This is a genomic window from Acidicapsa borealis, from assembly GCF_059115245.1.
Window position 1 is genome coordinate 4,142,666 of record NZ_JCACNY010000001.1, and the last position, 19,177, is coordinate 4,161,842.

The window sequence follows — 19,177 nt, forward strand, 5'->3', positions numbered from 1 at the left end:
ACTTGCACGAACCAAAGTCACCTATTTTTATTACCAACAGGTTAGGCCCGTAGTGCAACGATTTACCAACCCACCGCCCTATGCCGCAGGAGCCAGTCGTGTGTGAGCCGCTGCCCTTCAGCGACGACGACCGGCGGAACTGCCCTCTCAACCTGCTCTCTTGAATCTCTTGCCTGTTGCTCTGTGGCTGAAGCCAGGTTGATCCACATATACGCCCTCGCCGTGTTTCCGGGTACGCCGCGGCCGGAGGCGTACATCGAGCTCAAAACAACCTGTGCCGGGGCATTTCCCTGCCCTGCAGCTTTTTCCAGCCACTCTGCAGCTTTGGAATCATTCTTCTGGAAGCCGTCGCCTTGAGCATACATCTGGCCCAGGGCATATTGCGCACTGGCGCTACTCCTCGCCGCAGCCCGCTCCAGCCACGCCGCCGCTTCCACACTGTCCTTGGGCATACCATCACCATTGTGGTAGAGCAGGCCAAGATTGCAAGCCGCGGAAGCGCTTCCCTGCGCCGCTGCCTTGCGATACCAACGTACGGCTTCCGAGATATTTCTGGGTGCATCTTCTCCCACGTCATTGACCAAACCCAGGTAGAGTTGCGCTGCCGGATCGCCTTGTTCGGCGGCCCTTCGATAAGTTTCAAGAGCCTGAGAGTAGTTCACCGGAGAGTCCGCACTCAAACTCCCGGCAGAACGAACCTCCGCCGCGCGAGCATACAATCGCGCCGTTTCTGCCATGTCCTTGGGTACGCCCAACCCGCGTTCGTAGGCATGCCCCAATAGGATTTGCGCTGTAGCGTCGCCCTTGTTGGAAGCGCGTCGAAGCTGCTGGATCGACTCTGAAAAATCTCGGGGAAAGTCTTCCTGCGCATACTGGTCTGCGGCCAAATCCAGTTGCGTTGCCGCAACGCGGTTCAGCTGTAACCATGTGGTCGGCGCTCCAATATTTTCTCCTTTTGCCGTTTCAACGCTTCCGTCTGGCACACGCTCATCCGAGCGCGGCGCCTTCTGTAGCTGGGAAGCAGAAACCGCAGAAATCGCTGAGTCATTCCCGTCGTTGTCGTGAGTTGGCAACAAAACTGCATAAACGATCAAGGCAACTCCGGCCAAAACAGCCAGAAAACGAAGCTGCCAATACCGGGACAGCTTCTCCAGTAGAAGTTTCATCTCTGTTCTCCGCATGAAAACGACCCAAGCTCTAGCAGCCTTCGGTAACAGACGGCCATGTTACTCCTACAGTTCCGTTCCGTCTCGTTACTTTCGACATAGTCTGCCCGCGAAGGGAAACCGAGATTTCCTCTTTGCGGAATCAACGTGTCTGCGCTCAAGCAAAGCTCGAATACTTGCTTCAATTGGGCAAGATACCACCGCGCATAGGGCGTAGACTCCGGAAAATGGCTGGTTGTCAGGACGGTTTCCCAGTACGAACACAGTGTCTAAATAGAGTAGAAATGGGAATCAACCGGCAAACTATTCTGCGAACGCGCAACCCATCAGCCCTGATTGAGTATCACTACTCTTGTGGCGGGACTATTTATTCAAGTGCCCGGGCCACCGCTGCGAAAAATGCCGTGTCCGGCACGGGGCTTCGCGCTGAGTCTGGCTTGGGGCGTGCGCTCAGAACGACGATCACCAGCTTTTCCCTCGGATTAACATAAATATGCTGGCCAAAGATTCCGATTGCCTGAAAGGCTCCTGCGTGGATCGGATCACCCTGCGGAATGGGCCACCACAGGTATCCATAATCGACACTCTTGTTTCCAAATACATGCGCCTTGCCTGCTTCGGCGAACCATCCCTCCGGAACAATCCGCTCCCCAGAACCGGGTAGGACGCCGCCTTGGAGAACAAACTCTCCGAACCTGCCGAAGTCCCGCAACGTTGCTCCCAGCCCGCTGCCCGCCAGTCCCATGCCGTCCGGAGATTCCAGCCACCAGGTCGCATCCTGCTCCATGCCCAGCTTGGACCACAAGATCTCCGAGAGGTAGGTTGCGAGCGGCTTGTGCGTTGCTCCTTCGAGCAGCGCTCCCACCAGAAAGCTTTCCCCGGTGCTGTAGTTCCAGATGGTTCCTGGCGCGCCCGCCCGCGGAAGAGCTTTCATGTATGCGACGATCGATCCGGGCTTGCCCGCCAGCTGAAGTTCCAGAAGCTTGCGCCGGTCGGAGCGTGGATCGGTGTAGGTCTCATCCCACTTCACGCCCGAGGCCATCTGCAGCAGATTCCGGACGCTTACGGCGTCATACACGCCGCCTTTCAATCCGGGGACGTATTTCGTGACTGGATCGTCGATGCTTGCGATCAGGCCCTGTTTCAATGCCGCGCCGACCAAGGTAGATGAGATGGATTTCGCCATCGAGAAGGATATCCATCGCGTATCGGGTCCGATGCCGAGTTCATAGTCCTCCATCACAACTTTGTCGTCTTTGAGGATAAGCAGGCCTGAAACGCGATCATCGGCAAGATAGTCGTAGAGATCGAGATCTTCTCCGTTTGCCTTGAAGCGCAGCTTTTCCACACCCAACTTTTGCGCATCCGGAGCAGGCACAAACGCCTGCACCAAGCCGCTACGTGAGACTGTGCGTACCGGGAATAACGTGTCGCTATGCGAGAACGTCTCGACCTCGACGCCCGGCAGCATCCGTCCATCGAAGACCTGTCGCGCGCCCGCCAACTGCGGCTTATTGGCCTGTTGCGCTACGGCCGATACGCAGGACGCGCCGGCTATCGCCAACGCTACGGAAGCTCTCAGGGCTTGGGGCAAAAGTCTGGATTGCATTTACCGAATCTAGGGCATTGGCAGACATGAGGCAAGGAGGTTTTCTACTCGACAAGGCTTTTCAAGACTCGAACATTGCGCTCGTCATCCCCGGGCTCATCGACCGGCGTTTCAGCGATGAAGGCGCAATGCGTGAACCGGGGATCGTTCAGCAGTCGCCGGAATGGTTCAAGGCCCATTGTGCCCTGGCCAATATTTTCGTGGCGGTCGAGCTTCGATCCGCGGGCGGCTTTGGCATCGTTGCAATGCCACATGCGAACCGCGGCCAGTCCCATCGTCGCCTCAATGAGTTGCACTGTCTCTTCATAGCCTTCGTCTGAAACCAGGTCGTACCCAGCTACATGTGTGTGGCAAGTATCGAGGCAAACGCCGATAGGACAAACATCCGGGCCGGCCGCCTGTAGCCGGGCAACAAGTTCAGCCACCTGCTCAAAGCTGCCGCCCAGCGAAAACTCCGCGCCGGCCGTATTCTCGATCAATATATGGAAGCCTTTGTCCTGCCACGGAAGGCCTCCGGCAGCCTCGGAGATGGAAGCGGCCGCCAGCCTCAGACCTTCTTCTCGGGTCAGCCCCTTCCACGAGCCAGGATGGAGCACCAGGTACTCAGCGCCAAGTGCCAGTGCCCGCTCGATCTCACCGCGAAAAGCAACGATGCTTTTTTGCCGTACTTCCTCGTTCTGGCTGCATACGTTCACCAGATAGCTGGTGTGAATGACCAGCGGGCCTACGTTGTATTCGGCGCGAAGTGTCCGCATCCGCTTACCTTGCTCTGGATCTACCTTCGGCGACTTCCACATCCGTGGGCTCGAGGAAAAAATCTGAAAGGTGTTGGCACCAATTTCGCGCGCCCTTTCGACTGCCGTGGACGGCCCGCCGCTTGTACCGAGATGAATACCAATTCGCTTTGCCGTCTTGTTTGCTGTCTTACCCAAGTCGCTCAACCCACTCCCCCAGTACCCGCTAGTCCAGTGTAAAACGCCAGATGTGCGGGCATTGGATGCCTAGAACCCGTTCCGGGCCGGTGATCGCTCAATGACCTTCGTAATAAGAGACAATCAATCTGTCGGGCATAGAATCTGACCATGACTGACACGCTCTCCCAGCTCGAAGTCCTGCTTACGGATGTCATTCTCCCTAACCTCAAAGGAATCAGCGCCTGCCAGGTTGAACAGCGAATGGAAGGCGATCGGCTTGCCCGCATGATCGAGGACTTTCGGTCAGAAATGCAGATCAGCTTTGCCCAATTGCGCGCGGAGATTGCTGCTTGTCGTCAGGAGGTTGAGGACGCCGCCGTCCTCCTGCGCGATGGAGAAGCGGCCACCTCCGCCGAACCAGCAGGGAAAGGAAGAAAGACTTTCATTCACTGACAGAACAACCCAGCGGAGATTCAGTTCGGTGAATGGACTGAGAGATGCTGAGCCTGCGATGATTTCATGATGCGAACGGTCGTTACCGCCTCCCGTCTATGGGACGGCACAAGCTTTCTCTCGGAACCAGCCCTCGAAATCGAGGATCAGCGCGTTACCGGAGTGTGGTCACGTGCGGAGCGGCCCATTCCCGCTGGCGTAGAGTTATTGGATTTTCCTGGGGCGACTCTTGCACCCGCCTATTTCGACGTTCATATTCACGGCGCGGCAGGACATGATGTGATGGAGGCCACGCCTGAGTCTCTCAACGCTGTTGGCCGGTTTCTGGCGTCGCGAGGTACGGGTGATTTTCTGGCTACCACGGTCACGGCGCCGCTCGATGCTACGCTGCGCTCGCTGGAAGGGCTGGCCAAACTGATTGGCAGCAATGCCGAATTAGCTGGAGCGCGGCCTTTGGGAATTCATCTTGAAGGGCCTTTCCTTTCGCATGTCAAGCGCGGGGTGCATCCACCGGAATTTCTGCTGGCCCCCGGAATCGGTACGTTTGATCGTTTCTTTGAGGCGGCGGAAGGCCACATCCGGCTGATGACTTTGGCTCCTGAACTGCCTGGTGCCGCTGAGCTGGCAGCGCATGCAACGGCGCGCGGGGTTCGCATCTCGATGGGCCATTCGAATGCCACAGCCGCAGAGGCAACGCAAACGATCGCAGCTGGTGCTGTTTCCGCAACGCATACATTCAATGCCATGCGGGCACTGGATCATCGCGAACCTGGCATTCTGGGGGCTGTTCTATCAACGGATTCTCTGTATGCAGAGCTGATCTGCGATGGCATCCACGTGGATCCTTCTCTGGTGAAGGTCTGGTGGAGGGCCAAGGGCGGCAACCGGGCCATCCTGGTAACGGACGGAATGGCAGCGACGGGCATGCCGGAGGGCGAATATATGCTGGGCGGCTTCGCCGTTCAGGTGGCGAATGGCAAAGCTACTGCGAATGGTGTGCTGGCCGGCAGCGTGCTGACTCTGGATCTTGCGCTGAGTAACTTCGTCGCCTTCTCAGGCGCAACGGTCGAGGAGGCACTGCCGCTGGTCAGCCGGAATCCCGCGGCGATGACAGGCTTCTCGGATCGGGCTGGGGCAATCGGGGTCGGGCTTCCAGCTAATTTCGTCGCGGTAGATTCGGCCGGGGTGCTGCTGGCTTCCGTGATTCGCGGAAATCTACAGCGAATGAGCTAACAGTCACTGAGCCTGAATTTATAGCGCACTGAGAAAATCAGTCAGCTGTATTCGAGGCTCCTCCGAACGCTATCGCTTGCCCACTGTCTCGCTTAGGCGAAGGGCTCTCCAAATGGCGCCCTCTACGGCAATGACACCCTGCTGGCGGAAGGGCATCTGAGGTGCTGCCGATTTGAGGAGTTCAGTCAAGCGAGAGCGAACGATGCCTATTTTATCTAGAACACTTCCGGTGTAAGCTACGGGGACCTCTTCGGTGAGGCCGTGGCGCTGACGGAGTTTGTGGCGGACGAGCAGGATGGATTCTGCCAGATCTTCAGCTGCCTGGAGAAGAACGCTGGTGGCCACTGCGTCGCCCTCTTCTGCGGACTGCGAGATGATGGGAGCAAGTGCGGAAAAGTCCGGCCCTGGGACTTCGTTGCCGAGATGGACAAGTTCAGCCAGAGTAGACGTTCCCCACACTGCTCCAACTCGGTCAAGGATCAAAGTGGACTCACCGCGATCGTAGGCGTGCAGAGCCTGGCGGATGCCGTGCAAGCCGATCCAGTAGCCAGAGCCTTCATCGCCAAGGGTAGAACTGTAGCCGCCAGCGCTTTCGCGTTCCCCAGTCGCGGTTCGACCGATGCAGTTGGTGCCTGTACCCGCGATCTGGAGGATACCTGCACCGCCCTGGAAGGCCGCATCAAGGGCGATGACTTCGTCGCCAACCACTTCGCAGTTTTGAATGCCGAAATCATGAAGGACATCGGTGATCCACTCGCACACGCCTGGGAGACTGGCGCTGGCAATGCCTGCGGATGCGGCATCGACGGTGGTCACTCCGGCGGCGGCAAAGACTTCGTCCAGGAGTTTGCGCAGATTGGCTTCAGCGGCTTCCGCGCCGACGCGGAGCCTTTTGATGGAGCCGCCCTCGATGCGGGCGAGCACCTCGTCTCCATGTGCGATCACCGCCCTGGTCTTGGTACCGCCGCCGTCGAGTCCCAACACATACGCCATTCGTGCCACTTGCGATTACTCCTTGCCCGCTTCGCCGTTGTCCCGCAGAGTGCCGGCCAGGATATTCAGCTTGCCATCGGTCTTGCCTGGTTCTAGGCCGAGGATATGTGCTATCCACGGATAAAGGTTTACATTTTCAAACGGTTCAACGGTTTTGCCCGCCACGATGTCCGGGCCTGCGGCAAAAAAACTTGCCTTCATCTCCGGCATGGCGTGTGGATCGAAGCCATGTTGGCCGACTGGCTCAGAGTCTGGGCGACCGGCAGGTGGTGCGTGAGCGCGAATAGCGTACGGGCCTGTGGGAACGATGACTGGATCGCCTTCGCGCGGATTTTCGTTGTAGTGAAGGCCGGCGGGTACATCCTTGAGGCGGTAGACCTTAAATTTATCGCTGGCCTTTTTCAACTGGTCATAAAGGCGTACGCGGTCGGCTTCCGTCTTGGCGTAGAGGAGCGGGCCTGCTGTCTCCACGCCTGTGAGGTCGGTGAACTGGTCGAGGTTGATCCAGGGGCCTTCGATCTTGGCCATACCGTGGTCGCTGACGACGATGAGGTCGATTGGCAGATGGGTCGAGTCGAGAGCGATGCGAAGGTTGCCAATGAGCGCATCGACGTGTGCAACGGCGGCCTTGGTCTGCGGTGAGTCGGGGCCGTAGGAATGGCCTGCGTGGTCCACGTCAGAGAAGTACATGGTGATGAAGTGAGGGCGGGTAGTTTCGGGCTCGGAGAGCCAGTTGAGAACCTGATCGACGCGAGACATTTCGTCGACTGAGTCGTCGAATTTGAGGTAGCTGCTGGGGCGTTCGCCGGCGATTTCAGCTTCCGAGCCGGGCCAGAACAGGCACGCGGTCCGCATCCCCTGCTTTTCAGCGAGCGACCAGAGAGGAACGCCGGAGTAGAAACTGCCGTCGGTGACAGCCTTGGCGTCGCCGATGCCGTAGCGAGCTAACTTGCCCTCCGACTGCCGTTGCTCATCAAAGAAACTGTTGGCTACCAGACCGTTGTGCTCGGGATACAGGCCGGTCGCGATGGCGAAGTGGTTGGGGAAGGTCAGCGAGGGGTAGCTGGGCAACATACCATCGGGAGCAGAAACGCCCTGCTTGCCGAGGGCGAGCAGGTTGGTAGCGCCGTATTTCTTGGCATAGTCCCAGCGGAAGCCGTCGAGTGAGACGAGGACGACGTAGTGTGCCTTGAGGGTCTTCGCTGAATTGGGGCCATGTTCAGAGTGGAGGATGACGGCAGGGTGCGCTTCGCGTACTTCTTGGGAGTAGGCAGAGAGTGGGGCAGCGGACAAAATTCCGCAAGCGAGCCCGACCGCCAACGCTAAGCGCACACTTCGACTGGACAACCACCAGCGCAAAACCATCCCAATACCTCCGCACCAGATTAACGCATGGGAATGGTATCCTTCCCATCGATCTAACGCACTCTTGAATCTAGGTTAATTTCCTGCAGGAATTTCGCTGGTTCGAGGCAGCGAGGTGATGAGAGTTGCGCCTGTGTGGTATACGTTTGCCAATGCGAAATGTTAACAAAATTGCGCTTGGGGTGTTGATTGGCCTATTGGCAGGTTCCGCCGTCTGTTCTCACGCTCAGAAGTCCGCTCCGCTGGCTCCAACTCCGCCGATGGGCTGGAATAGCTGGGATTCGTATGGGCTGACCATCAATGAGGCCGATTTCAAGGCCAATGCGGCTGTGCTGGCGGGCATGAAGCAGCTTGGCTGGCAATATGCGGTGGTGGATGAGGGCTGGTATCTGGAGAATCCGTTTGGAAAAACGACGGAAGAGCAGAAGTTCGTGCTTGACGCCAATGGGCGGCTGATTCCTGCGCTGAACCGCTTCCCGGATGCTGCGGGCAAGGATGGGAAAGGCGGAGCCGGACTGAAGCCGCTGGCCGACTGGGTGCATGGGCAGGGATTGAAGTTTGGAATCCACTTGATTCGCGGAATTCCCCGGCAAAGCGTGAAGGAGAACCGGCCGATTGCCGGGTCGGCGTTTACTGCCAGCGACGCAGCCGATACGAGCGACGTGTGTCCGTGGAACGAGGACAATTACGGGATCAAGGACAATGCCGCCGGTCAGGCCTGGTATGACTCCATGATTGGGCTGTATGCAACCTGGGGTATCGATTACCTGAAGGTGGATTGCATCTCAGACAGGCCATACAAGATCAGCGAAATCCGTCAGGTGGCGGCAGCAATCAAGAAAGCTACCGCGAAGACTGGCAGGCCGATTGTCCTGAGCCTTTCGCCAGGACCGACGGCGCTGGACCATGCCGGGGAAGTTGCGAAGTACGCGCAGATGTGGCGAATTTCAGACGACCACTGGGACGTATGGTCGCATGTGGCCAAACCAGGTGAAGGCGAATTCCCCATGGGTACACTGCAGGCCTTCAGCCGGCTCGTGCCCTGGCGCGGGTATGTGGGGCCAGGAAGTTGGCCGGACGAGGATATGCTGCCGCTCGGGTCGCTGACTCCGCATCCGGGATGGGGCGAGCCGCGTGAATCGCGGTTCACTCATGACGAGGCGAGGACTGAGTTTACGCTTTGGGCCATAACTCGTTCGCCGCTGATTCTGGGCGGAAATCTCACCAAGCTAGATGAATTTGCGCGGTCGCTCATTACGAACAGAGATGTGCTTCGAATCAATCAGCGCGCATGGGCGACACACCCAATTATTACTCTGCCGCCGGAACTGCGAAAGGTGCGAGCCTGGATTGCTTCCGAAGAGGCATACTCCGATCCACCGCGATACTTAGCCTTGTTCAACCTGGACGATCAGCCGGTCCGCATCCATGCCCGGTTGGAAGACTTGTCTGCTCAATTGCGGGGGACTCATTTGCGCGACTTGTGGGAGAAGAAAGATCTGCCTGCCAACGGCGAAGTGGATGTAACGCTCGCTCCACACGCTTGCGTGCTTTATCTGGCGCAAACCAAGCTGCCACCGATGGCCAGATGAACTGAGGCTTACAGGGCGGGATTCACTTCAGTGCTGTTTTCAGCAGCGATTCGAGGTTGGCAGCCGCGCCATGGCCGCGCCATTTGACCTGGCCAGATGCATCCAGCAAGACAATATAAGGTTCTTTTTCCGCGGAGACCTGGAAGTAGCTGCGCCACAGTTTTTCGTCCTGGGTGAGGATGACGAAGTGGTCCTGTTCTGCAGACGAAAGTCCTTTGCGCATGGCCGATTTGATCATTCCACGGACGAAGCCGGGGGCAGACTCGAGAGACGCAACCTGGTAGAGCTTGACACCTGTCAGAGCCGGGTCTGCACGGATAGCCTTTGCCCAATCGCCGCAGGGAGGACCAGCGTCCTTGCTGAAGCCTGCAACGACAATCGAGACGTGCCCCTTGACGGCATCCGCAACAACCAGATGTTGGCCGCTGAGGGTTTCGCCTGCGGTGGACGGGAGCGATTGGGACCAGCAGATTGAAGTACTGAGCGCGACAACCGCAAACATCGCGGACACAAGGAAAGATTTCTGCACGAACCATCTCCTTTGATACAGAAAGCAGGATGACACACGCCGCTGCCGCAATTTCCGGAAAGGTGAACCAAATCTTGTCCAGACGCAACATTCCTTTGGTTTTGCGTGTCATCAAGGTTAGACCGCACGCACTACCTCGATTGTGCGAAACTTGAGCTTCAGGCCAAACGCAGTCTGCTGCAGATGTGACAGAACAAACAGAACTTCCCCATTTCGGAGATCACCCGCACAATGCCCCTTCTTCGCTCCGCGTTTATTGCACTTTCCACGAACAAGCCTCTCCGCAAATTCAGTGAAAACTCCCGCGCCGGACGAAAACTCAGCTCCCGTTTTGTCGCCGGGCTGGAGGTGGAAGATGTGCTGCGGGCAGCCGAAATGCTGAATAACTACGGCATGACGGCGACGCTGGATTCACTGGGCGAAAGCGTGGCAACGGAAACCGAAGCGCACCAGGCAGCAGAAATTTATCACCGGCTGCTGGATGCGATTGCGGCGAAGAAGCTGAAGGCCAACATCAGCGTGAAGCTGACGCAGATGGGCCTGGAGATGGATCCGGACCTGGCGTACAAGATCGCTGCAGGGCTAACGGAGCACGCTCGCGCCACAAGCAATTTCTTGCGCATCGACATGGAAGGGTCAAATCTGACGCAGACGACCATCGACCTGGTGCGCCACCTTCATGCTCGCGAGGAGTACCGTGGTCATATCGGTATAGTGATCCAGGCCTATCTGTTCCGATCGGAAGCGGATATTCAGCAGCTGATCTCAGAGGGCATTCGCATCCGGCTGTGCAAGGGCGCGTACCAGGAGCCGCCGTCGGTCGCGTTTGCACAGAAACACGACACGGACACCAATTACGTGCGGCTTTCCGGAATTCTGCTGTCGAGCCCGCTCTACCACGGGCTGGCGACGCACGACGAAGCGATGATTGAGGCAGCCAAAAACTATGCGCAGAATCAAGGCATCGCGCCGGACCACTTCGAGTTTCAGATGCTGTACGGTGTTCGCCGGGACCTGCAGCGCCGGCTTGTGAAGGAAGGATACAACGTTCGTGTGTATATCCCGTTCGGCCGCGAATGGTATCCGTACTTCATGCGGCGGCTCGCGGAGCGGCCTGCAAACGTGTTTTTTCTGGCGAAGAACCTCCTGCGGTCGTAATTCCTTCCAAATCGCAAAAGAAAATGGCCGGTCTGGGATTCCAGACCGGCTATTTTCGTTTCCCTCAATCGATAACGTTAGTGTGGCGCTTCGTACGGTTCAACGCGAAGCAGGTTGGAAAGAATACCTCGCTCCTGAGGAGAAAAAGTGGAACTGTAGCGCGCCGAATTCAGCATCGTCTCACGCTGATCGGGCGGGACGCCGCGAAGATCTCGGAAGGCGCGCCGCATAATCTGCTGACGATCCGGAGGAAGTCCGGACATCTGCCGGGCGGACTGGTTCACCTGCATACGCTGCTCGGGCGACAATCGCTCGATGGCTTCAGCACGGGCCAGGCGACGTTCGCGCTGAGCTGCAGGGAGCTGGTCGATCTGGTGCAATTGTTGGACAGCGCGCTGCTGCTCGCCGGGGCTGAGACGATTGAAGCCGGGTTCGGCACGCAACTGCCGCTCCTGTTGATTGACGGGAAGGTTCTGGTGCTCAGCCATCCACTCGGGCAGGTGTCCGGCGTTGTTGGGCGTCGGGCGGACCGAACTCGTCGACCCGTTGTACGCAGGACGATAAGCGGAACCCGGGGCGGCGCCAGGATATTGGCCCTGCGATGGTGCGGCTTCGCCAGCCTGCGGACGACCGGGAAACGTGCTGCCGGGTCGAGGGGGAAACTGCGAACGCGGCGGTGGCTGGTTCTGCGGCGCTGACGGAGGACGATATCCGGGAGTAGCACCAGGACGATAGCTGGGCTGCTGACCTGGACGACCCTGCATCTGCGGCCGAGGCTGCTGTGGCCGCGCTTGCATGCGCGGGGCGGGCGCCGACCGCGGCACCGGGGCAGGACGCGGGGCCGGTGCGCCATGCTGGCCACCAAAGCGCATCCCCGCAAAAGCCATTGCGGCGGAAGAAAAAAGAATCCCCATACAAGCGGCCTTTGCCACCTGTCGAGCAACGTTCGCTCTGGTCCTGGGATTCATCATCGTCTCTTCTTTCTTCTCAAGGTTGAATCAAAAAATCTGGGCTATCAACTGCTGACGTTAGCTCTGCCCCGGATCGTCGCTATTCGGGTCGTCCGGCTGATCGGTAATGGATTCAAGCTGGTCAAGAAGTTGGGCGTTGCTATCGAGTGTCTGCAGATCGTGAACAACGGCGGCCTGCACAGGCTGCGGCGTGGGCGTCTCCCAGTTGTCAAATCCAAGATACGCTCCGCCACCCAGTAGCAGCACTGCCGTCATGGCCATCGCCGCAACGGGACGCAGGGTAAGCCGCGAACTGTAGACAAACCGGGCGCGAATCCTCTCCCACAATCCGGCTGGCGCAGCCTCGCGCTCTTCCTCAAGACGCGCACCGAGCCGGGTCATAAAGTACGGATTCGGCTCAGGCACCTCCCATGCATCCATCAGCGCCATCGTGGCTCGCAGGTCGTCCAACTGCTTGCGGCAGTCGGCACACCCGGCCAGATGCGCCTGGGCTTCGCCGTTGGCGTTAGCCACCTCGGCGTCAAACAACATCTCCGGCAACATCGCATTCATTTCATTGCAGTTCATCTTGTACTCCTTCCCCGGGCTGGTGTCCCCCAGCTTTGCCCTGCTTCCCCTAAACAAATTCCTTGAGCGACTCCCGCAGCGACTGGTATGCGCGGAAAAGCAGCGACTTGGTCGCCGACTCGCTCAACTTCAAAACTTCACCAATCTGGCGGTAATCCATCTCCTGATACTTATGCATCAACACGGCCATCCGCTGCCGTTCTGGTAAGGCCGCCACATGAGCCCGGATCGCCGCCATCCGCTCCTCGCGCAACATTCGCTGCTCCACGTTTGGATCGTCATCGGCTACTTCAGGAGTGGAACCCGACTCGGGATCCGGAGCATCTAGCTCTAGCGTTTGGGCCGTCCGCTCGTTTTTCGTATCACGGGCGTGATTCACAGCCAGGTTGGTGGCGATGCGGTAAAGCCATGTACTGAACTTGGCCTCTGCGCGGTAACTTTCCCGCGAGCGGTAAACCCGCAAAAAGACTTCCTGGGCGAGTTCTTCGGCTACTGCTTCGTTATGCACCATCCGGTACAAAAAGTGAATGATCTGGCGGTGATATTTTCCGACCAGGTAGGTATATCCTGCCTCGTCGCCCGCTGCCACGGCGAGCATGATCTCTGCGTCCGTACGCTCCGCTGGACCCGTCTGACCTGTCACCGTTTCTTCTGCGACGGTCTTCGCTTCCGTTCCAGATTCGAATCTGGAACCAGAGGAAACTGAGTTCCGGACAGCAACTTGCCCCGACATGAGCCCCGGATTGTCGATCACCAGGCTTGCCATATCTTCTGGAACCCGTTCCATATCCTTTTGTTGCGCATGTTCCGGGGAATCTTGGCTTATTTTGGTGTCATTTCGGGGAGCAAGGCGAGCGTTTGGGCTGCCGCTTGCGGACGCAGCTGTAGGGCCGCCGGAGTGATCCGGGGGGTCGGCGGCGAATCGCATTGGGAGGAATCGTAAACGCATCGTGCAGCAAAGCATGTCCGCCCAAAGCTGGCGACCCGCACATTGAACCACGCGGCTAGCTGATGATAATCTACAGCAGTAGGCCTTGCCTGTTCCCAAACCTGCCCTGCTACGCCTCACTGGTAGCAAGCCAGAGCAGCTCAAGGGCATCGGTTTTCGACTGAAGTCGATTCCACGGTCCGAAAGACAAGGCCAAGCGGGCGATTAACTCAGCGGTAGAGTGCCACCTTCACACGGTGGAAGTCGCAGGTTCGAATCCTGCATCGCCCACCATCTCCAAATTCAAATAAATGGATTACGCGCTAACGATGCGTCCTCAGGAGATTTCGAGACCGCCCGTAGCTCCATACACTTCACCTGTGACATAGCTGGATTCCTGCGAGGCAAGCAGTACATAAATTGGAGACATCTCGACGGGCTGTCCGGGCCGCTTCATCGGCGTTTCAGATCCGAATGCTGGAATCTTCTTGTCGGGTTGGCCCCCACTGGTCTGTAAAGGAGTCCACACCGGTCCGGGCGCTACGCAGTTAACCCGAATACCGTCTCCTGCGACTTGCCTGGCAAGTGCCCTCGTAAATGCAAGAATTGCTGCCTTGGTCGGGGCATAATCCAGAAGAGACGGACTCGGATGAGTTGCCTGAATCGAAGCAGTCGTGATGATAGACCCACCTGGGGGCAAAAGGGGCAGTGCAGCCTTACATAGCCAGAAAAGGGAGAAGACGTTGACGCGATAGGTTTCCTCCAACTGTTTCGTGCTGACATCGGCAATCTTCTCAACCGCATGCTGTTTGCCTGCCACACAAGCAAGGATGTCCAGTCCGCCAAGTTTCTTGTGAGCATCTCTCACGAGTTTCATACAGAACTTTTCGTCGGTTAGATCGCCGGGTATCGCAAACGCCCTGCGGCCCTCGGCTTCAATCAGAGCGATGACCTCTCTTGCATCTTCCTCTTCAGCAGGCAAATAGTTCAGAACGACGTCTGCACCTTCGCGCGCAAATGCGATTGCTACGGCTCTACCGATGCCCGAGTCGCCCCCGGTAATCAGTGCCTTTCGGTCCCGCAACCGCCCATGTCCGATATAGCTTTTCTCGCCGTGGTCGGCCAAAGGTTTCATCTTCTTATCGAGTCCAGGAACAGACTGCGGCTGCCGGCTAAACTTCGGCCTCGGATATTGCGTGGTTGGATCCTGCAGGGTGTAGAGGTCCTTCATCAATTTGCTCCTTATAGGACGAAAACGTCACCTCTATTCGGATGCAGATCCCGGATCCAGGCACGGTCCACTGGCTAATTTTGGTCTACTTCTTCAAGTGCAGCGCAATTTCAAAGAAATCGAGATACAAATGCGGATTGCTGCAGCACGACACGGGATGGCCACCCAAGAACGTGCAGGGCCTTCTAGGGAACGCGTATCATGGCGATCAAAAGAAGCCTTCCAAAATGATGCATCCCAAAAGCTTCTGACGCTTCACTCTGGGGCTACAAGGCAATCCGAGGATTTTGCATTTTCGATTTCGCTATTGATTTCTGCCCCGACCAGGATCATCAAACCGGTGATGTAAAACCAGGTCAAAAGAATAATGACAGCCCCGAGAGAGCCATAGGTCACCGAATAGCTGTTGAACAGGCTGAGGTATATTCTCAGTCCCAGCGACGCAAGAAGCCAGCCGACAATGCCGAAAGCCGATCCGGGGCTGAGCCAGGACCACCTGCGGGCTTTGCGATCAGGAGCCCAGTAGTAGATGACAGCGAAAGACAGCGACAGCAATGCAGTAGCGATTGCCCAGCCTGCTAGCCGGGCTAACACTCCGGCCAATACCCCCAGGATGTGATTCTGAATGTCGTGAGCTGCGATGGCTGCAACAAAATCTCCGCCAAGCATGGCACTCAGGATGAGCGTGACGATGAGCGTGAGAACGATCGTAAGAGCAATTGCATAGAATCGTGCAACGAAGTAAGAGCGGCTTTCCTGAACCTTATAGACCGTATTCAATGAGTCCTGGACCGCGGATATACCGACCGAAGCGGACCAGATCGCAGCCACTAAACCAAAGGTCAGCTTTCCTGTTGTGGCGTTGGCAGTCGTTTCATTGAATGTCAGCAACACAGTTCCAAGAGCCTGAGTAGGGATGACCAGCGCCAGGTAACTCAGGAGTTTATCGTAGACCTGGTTCGCAGATTGGGCGACGAGCCCAAGGACGGAGCTGGCACTAAAAAGAGTCGGGAACAACGCGAACAAGAAGTAAAAACCCAATTCTGCCGCCCTGCCGAAAAGTCTGTCGCTGAGGATGGATTTCCAGGTTAGTCTCGCTACTTTACCTGCACTCGCTCCCTGGAGATTCCAAAGCGATCGAAACGACGACCTGCTGAATACATCCCAGCCTCGCTCACGAAGCCGCCTCGCAGGCACTTTGTTGGCTCGCAGGTCCGTAATGGCTATCCCCATTTCAAATCGACTTTAGCGTCCCGCTATCAGGATGGATGCCAAGTAGCAGTGTGGGAGCAGACATTCAGCCAATTATTTATCACGATGTAAGACTCTTGTCGACGAAGAGCACTTCGGTGAAGCTGTGCCCGACACAGACAAACTGTTTGGAGCAGAGTTGCATCCAAACCGGAATGACGCCGATCGGCCTTCCCCCATCCTGCCGCGTTTTTCAACCGGTATCGGCACCGTCGTCCGACATGTCTCGTGCGCGGAGTTCCTATAGTTGTTTTCTGTCGCTGTTCCTGGGCATTGTGATTGCATCGGGGTCGCTATGCGCGGCACAAAGTAGTGCGCCAGCCGCAGCGCAGGCCCCAAAAACGGCGCCGCAGACATCCCAGATTCTGAACTCCTTTGAGGGACAGAATGTAACGGCGGTGGAAGTCGCCGGGCACCCGGAGTTCAGTGCCACCCAGTTTTCGTCTCTTTTCGTCCAGCGCAAAGGTGAGCCGTTCTCTCGCGACAAAGTCAATGCGACCGTGGATGCGTTGAAAGCAACTGGAAAATTCAAAGAGATCCAGATCCAGGTCGATCCGGAGGCAGACGGAGTCCGGGTTCTGCTGATCTTGGAGCCTGCGATTTGGTTTGGGATTTTTGAGTTTCCCGGAGCAGAGCGCTTCGCATATTCACGACTGGTGCAGGTAGCCAACTTCCCGCCGCAAGCTCCGTACAACATTGACGATGTCGAACGAGATCGGCAGAGTCTGCTCACGTTCTTCCAGCAGGAGGGATATTTTCAGGCCGAGGTGAAGCCAGAGACGAAAGTCGATAATGCGCACGGGCTCGCCAATGTCTACTTTCACGTCACGCTTAAGCAGAAGGCAAAGTTCGGAGATGTGATCCTAGCTGATGCCACTCCAGAGCAAGCTGAGAAGCTCCGCAAAGCTCTCCAAACAATCTGGGCCCGCGGACGCGGTGCCGCGATACGGCCGGGGAAACCGTACCGCCGTTCCACCCTGAATAAGGCGGCCACTTATCTCCAGAGTCAGCTTGCCAAGGAAGATCTGCTTGCAGCTCAGGTCAAGCTGCAAGGTGCTGAGTATCACGCTGACACCAATCGCGCAGACATCCACCTTGAAGTTAAGACCGGTCCTCCAATCCACGTGACCGTGGAAGGAGCGCACCTTTTTCCCTGGACCCGCAAGGCGCTGTTGCCTTTCTACCAGGGAATTGGCGTAGACGATGAATCGATCCAGGAAGGCAGACAGGCTCTGCTTTCTTACTTCCAGTCGAAAGGTTATTTCGATGCGACTGTCGATGCGAAGTCGAACACGGGTACGTCCGGCAATACGATTGTTTATACGATTGCAAAAGAAAAGAAACACAAGGTCATTGAGGTTAATCTGGCCGGCAACAAGCAGGTCCCTGGTGGTGATCTAACTCCGCATATCGCGGTGGAAAAGAAGCACTTTCTTTCTGTAGGGAAATTCAGCGATAAGCTGGTGCGCACGAGCGTGAAGAACCTGCAAGCCGTCTACCAATCGCAAGGATTCAGCAGCGCCAAAGTGACATCGAAAGTTGAGAACGGTGGCGGCGACATCAAAGTCTTCTTCCAGGTCCAGGAAGGGCCACGTGACATCGTAAATTCACTGCAAATCGAAGGTGCGGATACCTTCCCGCAGACTGGCTTCGCCCCGAAAGGCCTGAAGCTGGGAGCTGGCAAGCCATACTCGCAGGCGCTGGTAGAAGCGGATCGCGCTAATATCATCGCGCAATATCTCAAAGCCGGATATTTGACTTCGAGCTTCCGTCAGACATCCACAGTGGTCTCAAAAGAAGATCCGCATCACATCAACGTGGTCTATCACATCTACGAAGGACCACAGGTATTTGCTGGAGATGTGGTTACGCTCGGGCGGGAACATACGCTGCAGCGCCTGATCGATCAGGATGTTTCCTCAATACGTCCGCAGACTCCGCTGACCGAAACACAGTTGCTGACTTCGGAAAGCCAGCTGTATAACCACACGGGAGTTTTTGACTGGGCGGAGGTTGATCCCAAGAGGCAGATCACCACGCAGACCAAAGAAGACGTTCTCGTAAAGGTGCATGAAGCGAAAAAGAATCAGATCACATACGGTTTTGGCTTTGAAGTGATCAATCGTGGTGGCAGCGTTCCGAGTGGCACGGTCACCCTCCCCGGTCTTCCTCCGGTAGGGCTTCCGTCGAGCTTCACCTCCAGCCAGCAGACCTTCTACGGGCCGCGTGGAACATTTCAATTCACTCGCAACAATGTTCGTGGCAAGGGCGAGACGCTCTCATTCACAGGCTTCGCAGGCAGGCTCGATCAGCGTGGCGCTTTCTACTACATCGATCCGAATTTTAGGTGGTCTCCATGGCGTGCGACTACATCGTTTTCTGCCGAGAAGAACGAAGAGAATCCGATCTACTCTTCGCAACAGGAAGTTGGTTCTTTCCAGCTACAGCGTGATCTGGACAAAGCGAAAACCACAACGCTGTTCTTGCGATACAGCTTCAGCCAGACGAATCTTACCCGAGTGCTGATTCCTACGCTCGTTCTGCAGGAAGATCGGAACGTGAGACTCTCCACTCTTGCGGCGAACCTCACCAGGGACACTCGAGACAATTTGCTGGATGCACATAAAGGAATGCTAAGGTCGGTGGAGTTGGCCTTCAACACGTCGAAACTCGGATCCAGCGTTGACTTCACAAAGTTAAACGGGCAGATCGCCTACTACAAGACCGGATTCCATAACATCGTCTTCGCGAACAGCTTGAGGATTGGTCTGGCGCAGCCCTTCGCCAACAGTCGCGTTCCGATCAGCGAGGCGTTCTTTACTGGGGGCGGAAATTCCTTACGTGGCTTTCCACTCGACGGTGCCGGTCCACAGCGGTCAGTGCAGGTCTGCCCGGACGGAACATCCAATTGCAAGACATACATTCAGGTACCAAGTGGTGGCAATGAACTGCTGCTCATCAATAGCGAAGCGCGAATTCCGCTCCCCATCAAGAAGGGGCTTGGAATCGTCGCTTTTTACGACGGCGGAAACGTCTTTCCTCGCATAGGATTTCATGACTTCACTTCGCTGTACACGCACAATGTAGGTCTTGGTCTGCGGTATGCCACACCGGTCGGCCCGGTACGCATCGATCTTGGTCACAACCTGAGCACCCCCGTTGCTGGAGTAAGTTCGACCCAGTACTTCATCAGCATCGGGCAAGCTTTCTGAACGAG

The 19,177-nt window shown here is 56.9% G+C and carries 16 protein-coding genes and 1 tRNA gene; 6 read left to right on the forward strand and 11 right to left on the reverse strand.

Annotated elements, in window-relative coordinates:
* Nucleotides 1-62: 62 nt before the first annotated feature.
* From AC5S27_RS17000 to AC5S27_RS17010, 3 genes are all read right to left on the reverse strand, one after another.
* Nucleotides 63-1,166, reverse strand: coding sequence for a tetratricopeptide repeat protein (locus AC5S27_RS17000; protein WP_493935758.1), 1,104 nt, complete (start codon nt 1,164-1,166; stop codon nt 63-65).
* A 367-nt stretch (nt 1,167-1,533) separates the two neighbouring features.
* The gene (locus AC5S27_RS17005; protein WP_493935759.1) at nt 1,534-2,775 is read right to left on the reverse strand and encodes a serine hydrolase domain-containing protein; all 1,242 of its coding nucleotides are present in this window, start codon (nt 2,773-2,775) and stop codon (nt 1,534-1,536) included.
* Nucleotides 2,776-2,819: 44 nt separating this feature from the next.
* Complete coding sequence (locus AC5S27_RS17010) at nt 2,820-3,707, reverse strand: deoxyribonuclease IV (protein WP_493935760.1); 888 nt, start codon at nt 3,705-3,707, stop codon at nt 2,820-2,822.
* Between the two features lie 150 nt (nt 3,708-3,857).
* Between AC5S27_RS17010 and AC5S27_RS17015 the strand changes: the two genes are divergently transcribed.
* Together AC5S27_RS17015 and nagA are read left to right on the forward strand one after the other, a co-directional pair.
* Nucleotides 3,858-4,142: a hypothetical protein gene (locus AC5S27_RS17015; protein WP_493935761.1), complete on the forward strand. Its 285-nt coding sequence runs from the start codon at nt 3,858-3,860 to the stop codon at nt 4,140-4,142.
* Nucleotides 4,143-4,208: 66 nt separating this feature from the next.
* Nucleotides 4,209-5,375 (forward strand): N-acetylglucosamine-6-phosphate deacetylase, encoded by a 1,167-nt coding sequence (gene nagA, locus AC5S27_RS17020; protein ID WP_493935762.1) that lies wholly within the window; start codon nt 4,209-4,211, stop codon nt 5,373-5,375.
* A gap of 69 nt (nt 5,376-5,444) precedes the next feature.
* Here nagA and AC5S27_RS17025 read toward each other — a convergent pair whose 3' ends face one another.
* Nucleotides 5,445-6,368 carry an N-acetylglucosamine kinase gene (locus AC5S27_RS17025; RefSeq protein ID WP_493937329.1) on the reverse strand — a complete coding sequence of 308 codons (924 nt, stop codon included), beginning with the start codon at nt 6,366-6,368 and terminating at the stop codon, nt 5,445-5,447.
* A gap of 15 nt (nt 6,369-6,383) precedes the next feature.
* Entirely contained in the window at nt 6,384-7,661 is a 1,278-nt protein-coding gene (locus AC5S27_RS17030) for an alkaline phosphatase family protein (protein ID WP_493935763.1), read from the reverse strand.
* 269 nt (nt 7,662-7,930) lie between these two features.
* Here AC5S27_RS17030 and AC5S27_RS17035 point away from each other — a divergent pair, with 269 nt between their 5' ends.
* The gene (locus AC5S27_RS17035) at nt 7,931-9,325 is read left to right on the forward strand and encodes a glycoside hydrolase family 27 protein (RefSeq protein ID WP_493935764.1); all 1,395 of its coding nucleotides are present in this window, start codon (nt 7,931-7,933) and stop codon (nt 9,323-9,325) included.
* Between the two features lie 22 nt (nt 9,326-9,347).
* On the opposite strand, the gene AC5S27_RS17040 is transcribed toward AC5S27_RS17035, so the two are convergent.
* Nucleotides 9,348-9,854 carry a hypothetical protein gene (locus AC5S27_RS17040; protein WP_493935765.1) on the reverse strand — a complete coding sequence of 169 codons (507 nt, stop codon included), beginning with the start codon at nt 9,852-9,854 and terminating at the stop codon, nt 9,348-9,350.
* A gap of 231 nt (nt 9,855-10,085) precedes the next feature.
* Here AC5S27_RS17040 and AC5S27_RS17045 point away from each other — a divergent pair, with 231 nt between their 5' ends.
* A complete protein-coding gene (locus AC5S27_RS17045; RefSeq protein WP_493935766.1) occupies nt 10,086-11,012 on the forward strand; it encodes a proline dehydrogenase family protein in 927 nt (308 codons plus the stop codon).
* A gap of 77 nt (nt 11,013-11,089) precedes the next feature.
* On the opposite strand, the gene AC5S27_RS17050 is transcribed toward AC5S27_RS17045, so the two are convergent.
* The 3 genes from AC5S27_RS17050 to AC5S27_RS17060 all read right to left on the reverse strand — a co-directional run bounded on the left by AC5S27_RS17050 (nt 11,090) and on the right by AC5S27_RS17060 (nt 13,316).
* On the reverse strand, nt 11,090-11,926 hold the full coding sequence (locus AC5S27_RS17050; RefSeq protein ID WP_493935767.1) for a DUF3106 domain-containing protein: 837 nt from the start codon (nt 11,924-11,926) through the stop codon (nt 11,090-11,092).
* Between the two features lie 114 nt (nt 11,927-12,040).
* Nucleotides 12,041-12,550: an anti-sigma factor family protein gene (locus AC5S27_RS17055; protein ID WP_493935768.1), complete on the reverse strand. Its 510-nt coding sequence runs from the start codon at nt 12,548-12,550 to the stop codon at nt 12,041-12,043.
* 49 nt (nt 12,551-12,599) lie between these two features.
* Nucleotides 12,600-13,316, reverse strand: coding sequence for an RNA polymerase sigma factor (locus AC5S27_RS17060; protein WP_493935769.1), 717 nt, complete (start codon nt 13,314-13,316; stop codon nt 12,600-12,602).
* Nucleotides 13,317-13,697: 381 nt separating this feature from the next.
* Here AC5S27_RS17060 and AC5S27_RS17065 point away from each other — a divergent pair.
* A tRNA-Val gene (locus tag AC5S27_RS17065) sits at nt 13,698-13,772 on the forward strand.
* Between the two features lie 43 nt (nt 13,773-13,815).
* Here AC5S27_RS17065 and AC5S27_RS17070 read toward each other — a convergent pair.
* The gene (locus tag AC5S27_RS17070; protein WP_493935770.1) at nt 13,816-14,709 is read right to left on the reverse strand and encodes an SDR family oxidoreductase; all 894 of its coding nucleotides are present in this window, start codon (nt 14,707-14,709) and stop codon (nt 13,816-13,818) included.
* 255 nt (nt 14,710-14,964) lie between these two features.
* Entirely contained in the window at nt 14,965-15,942 is a 978-nt protein-coding gene (locus AC5S27_RS17075) for a YihY/virulence factor BrkB family protein (protein WP_493935771.1), read from the reverse strand.
* Between the two features lie 239 nt (nt 15,943-16,181).
* Between AC5S27_RS17075 and AC5S27_RS17080 the strand changes: the two genes are divergently transcribed.
* Nucleotides 16,182-19,172, forward strand: coding sequence for a POTRA domain-containing protein (locus tag AC5S27_RS17080; RefSeq protein WP_493935772.1), 2,991 nt, complete (start codon nt 16,182-16,184; stop codon nt 19,170-19,172).
* The last annotated feature ends 5 nt before the right edge of the window (nt 19,173-19,177 follow it).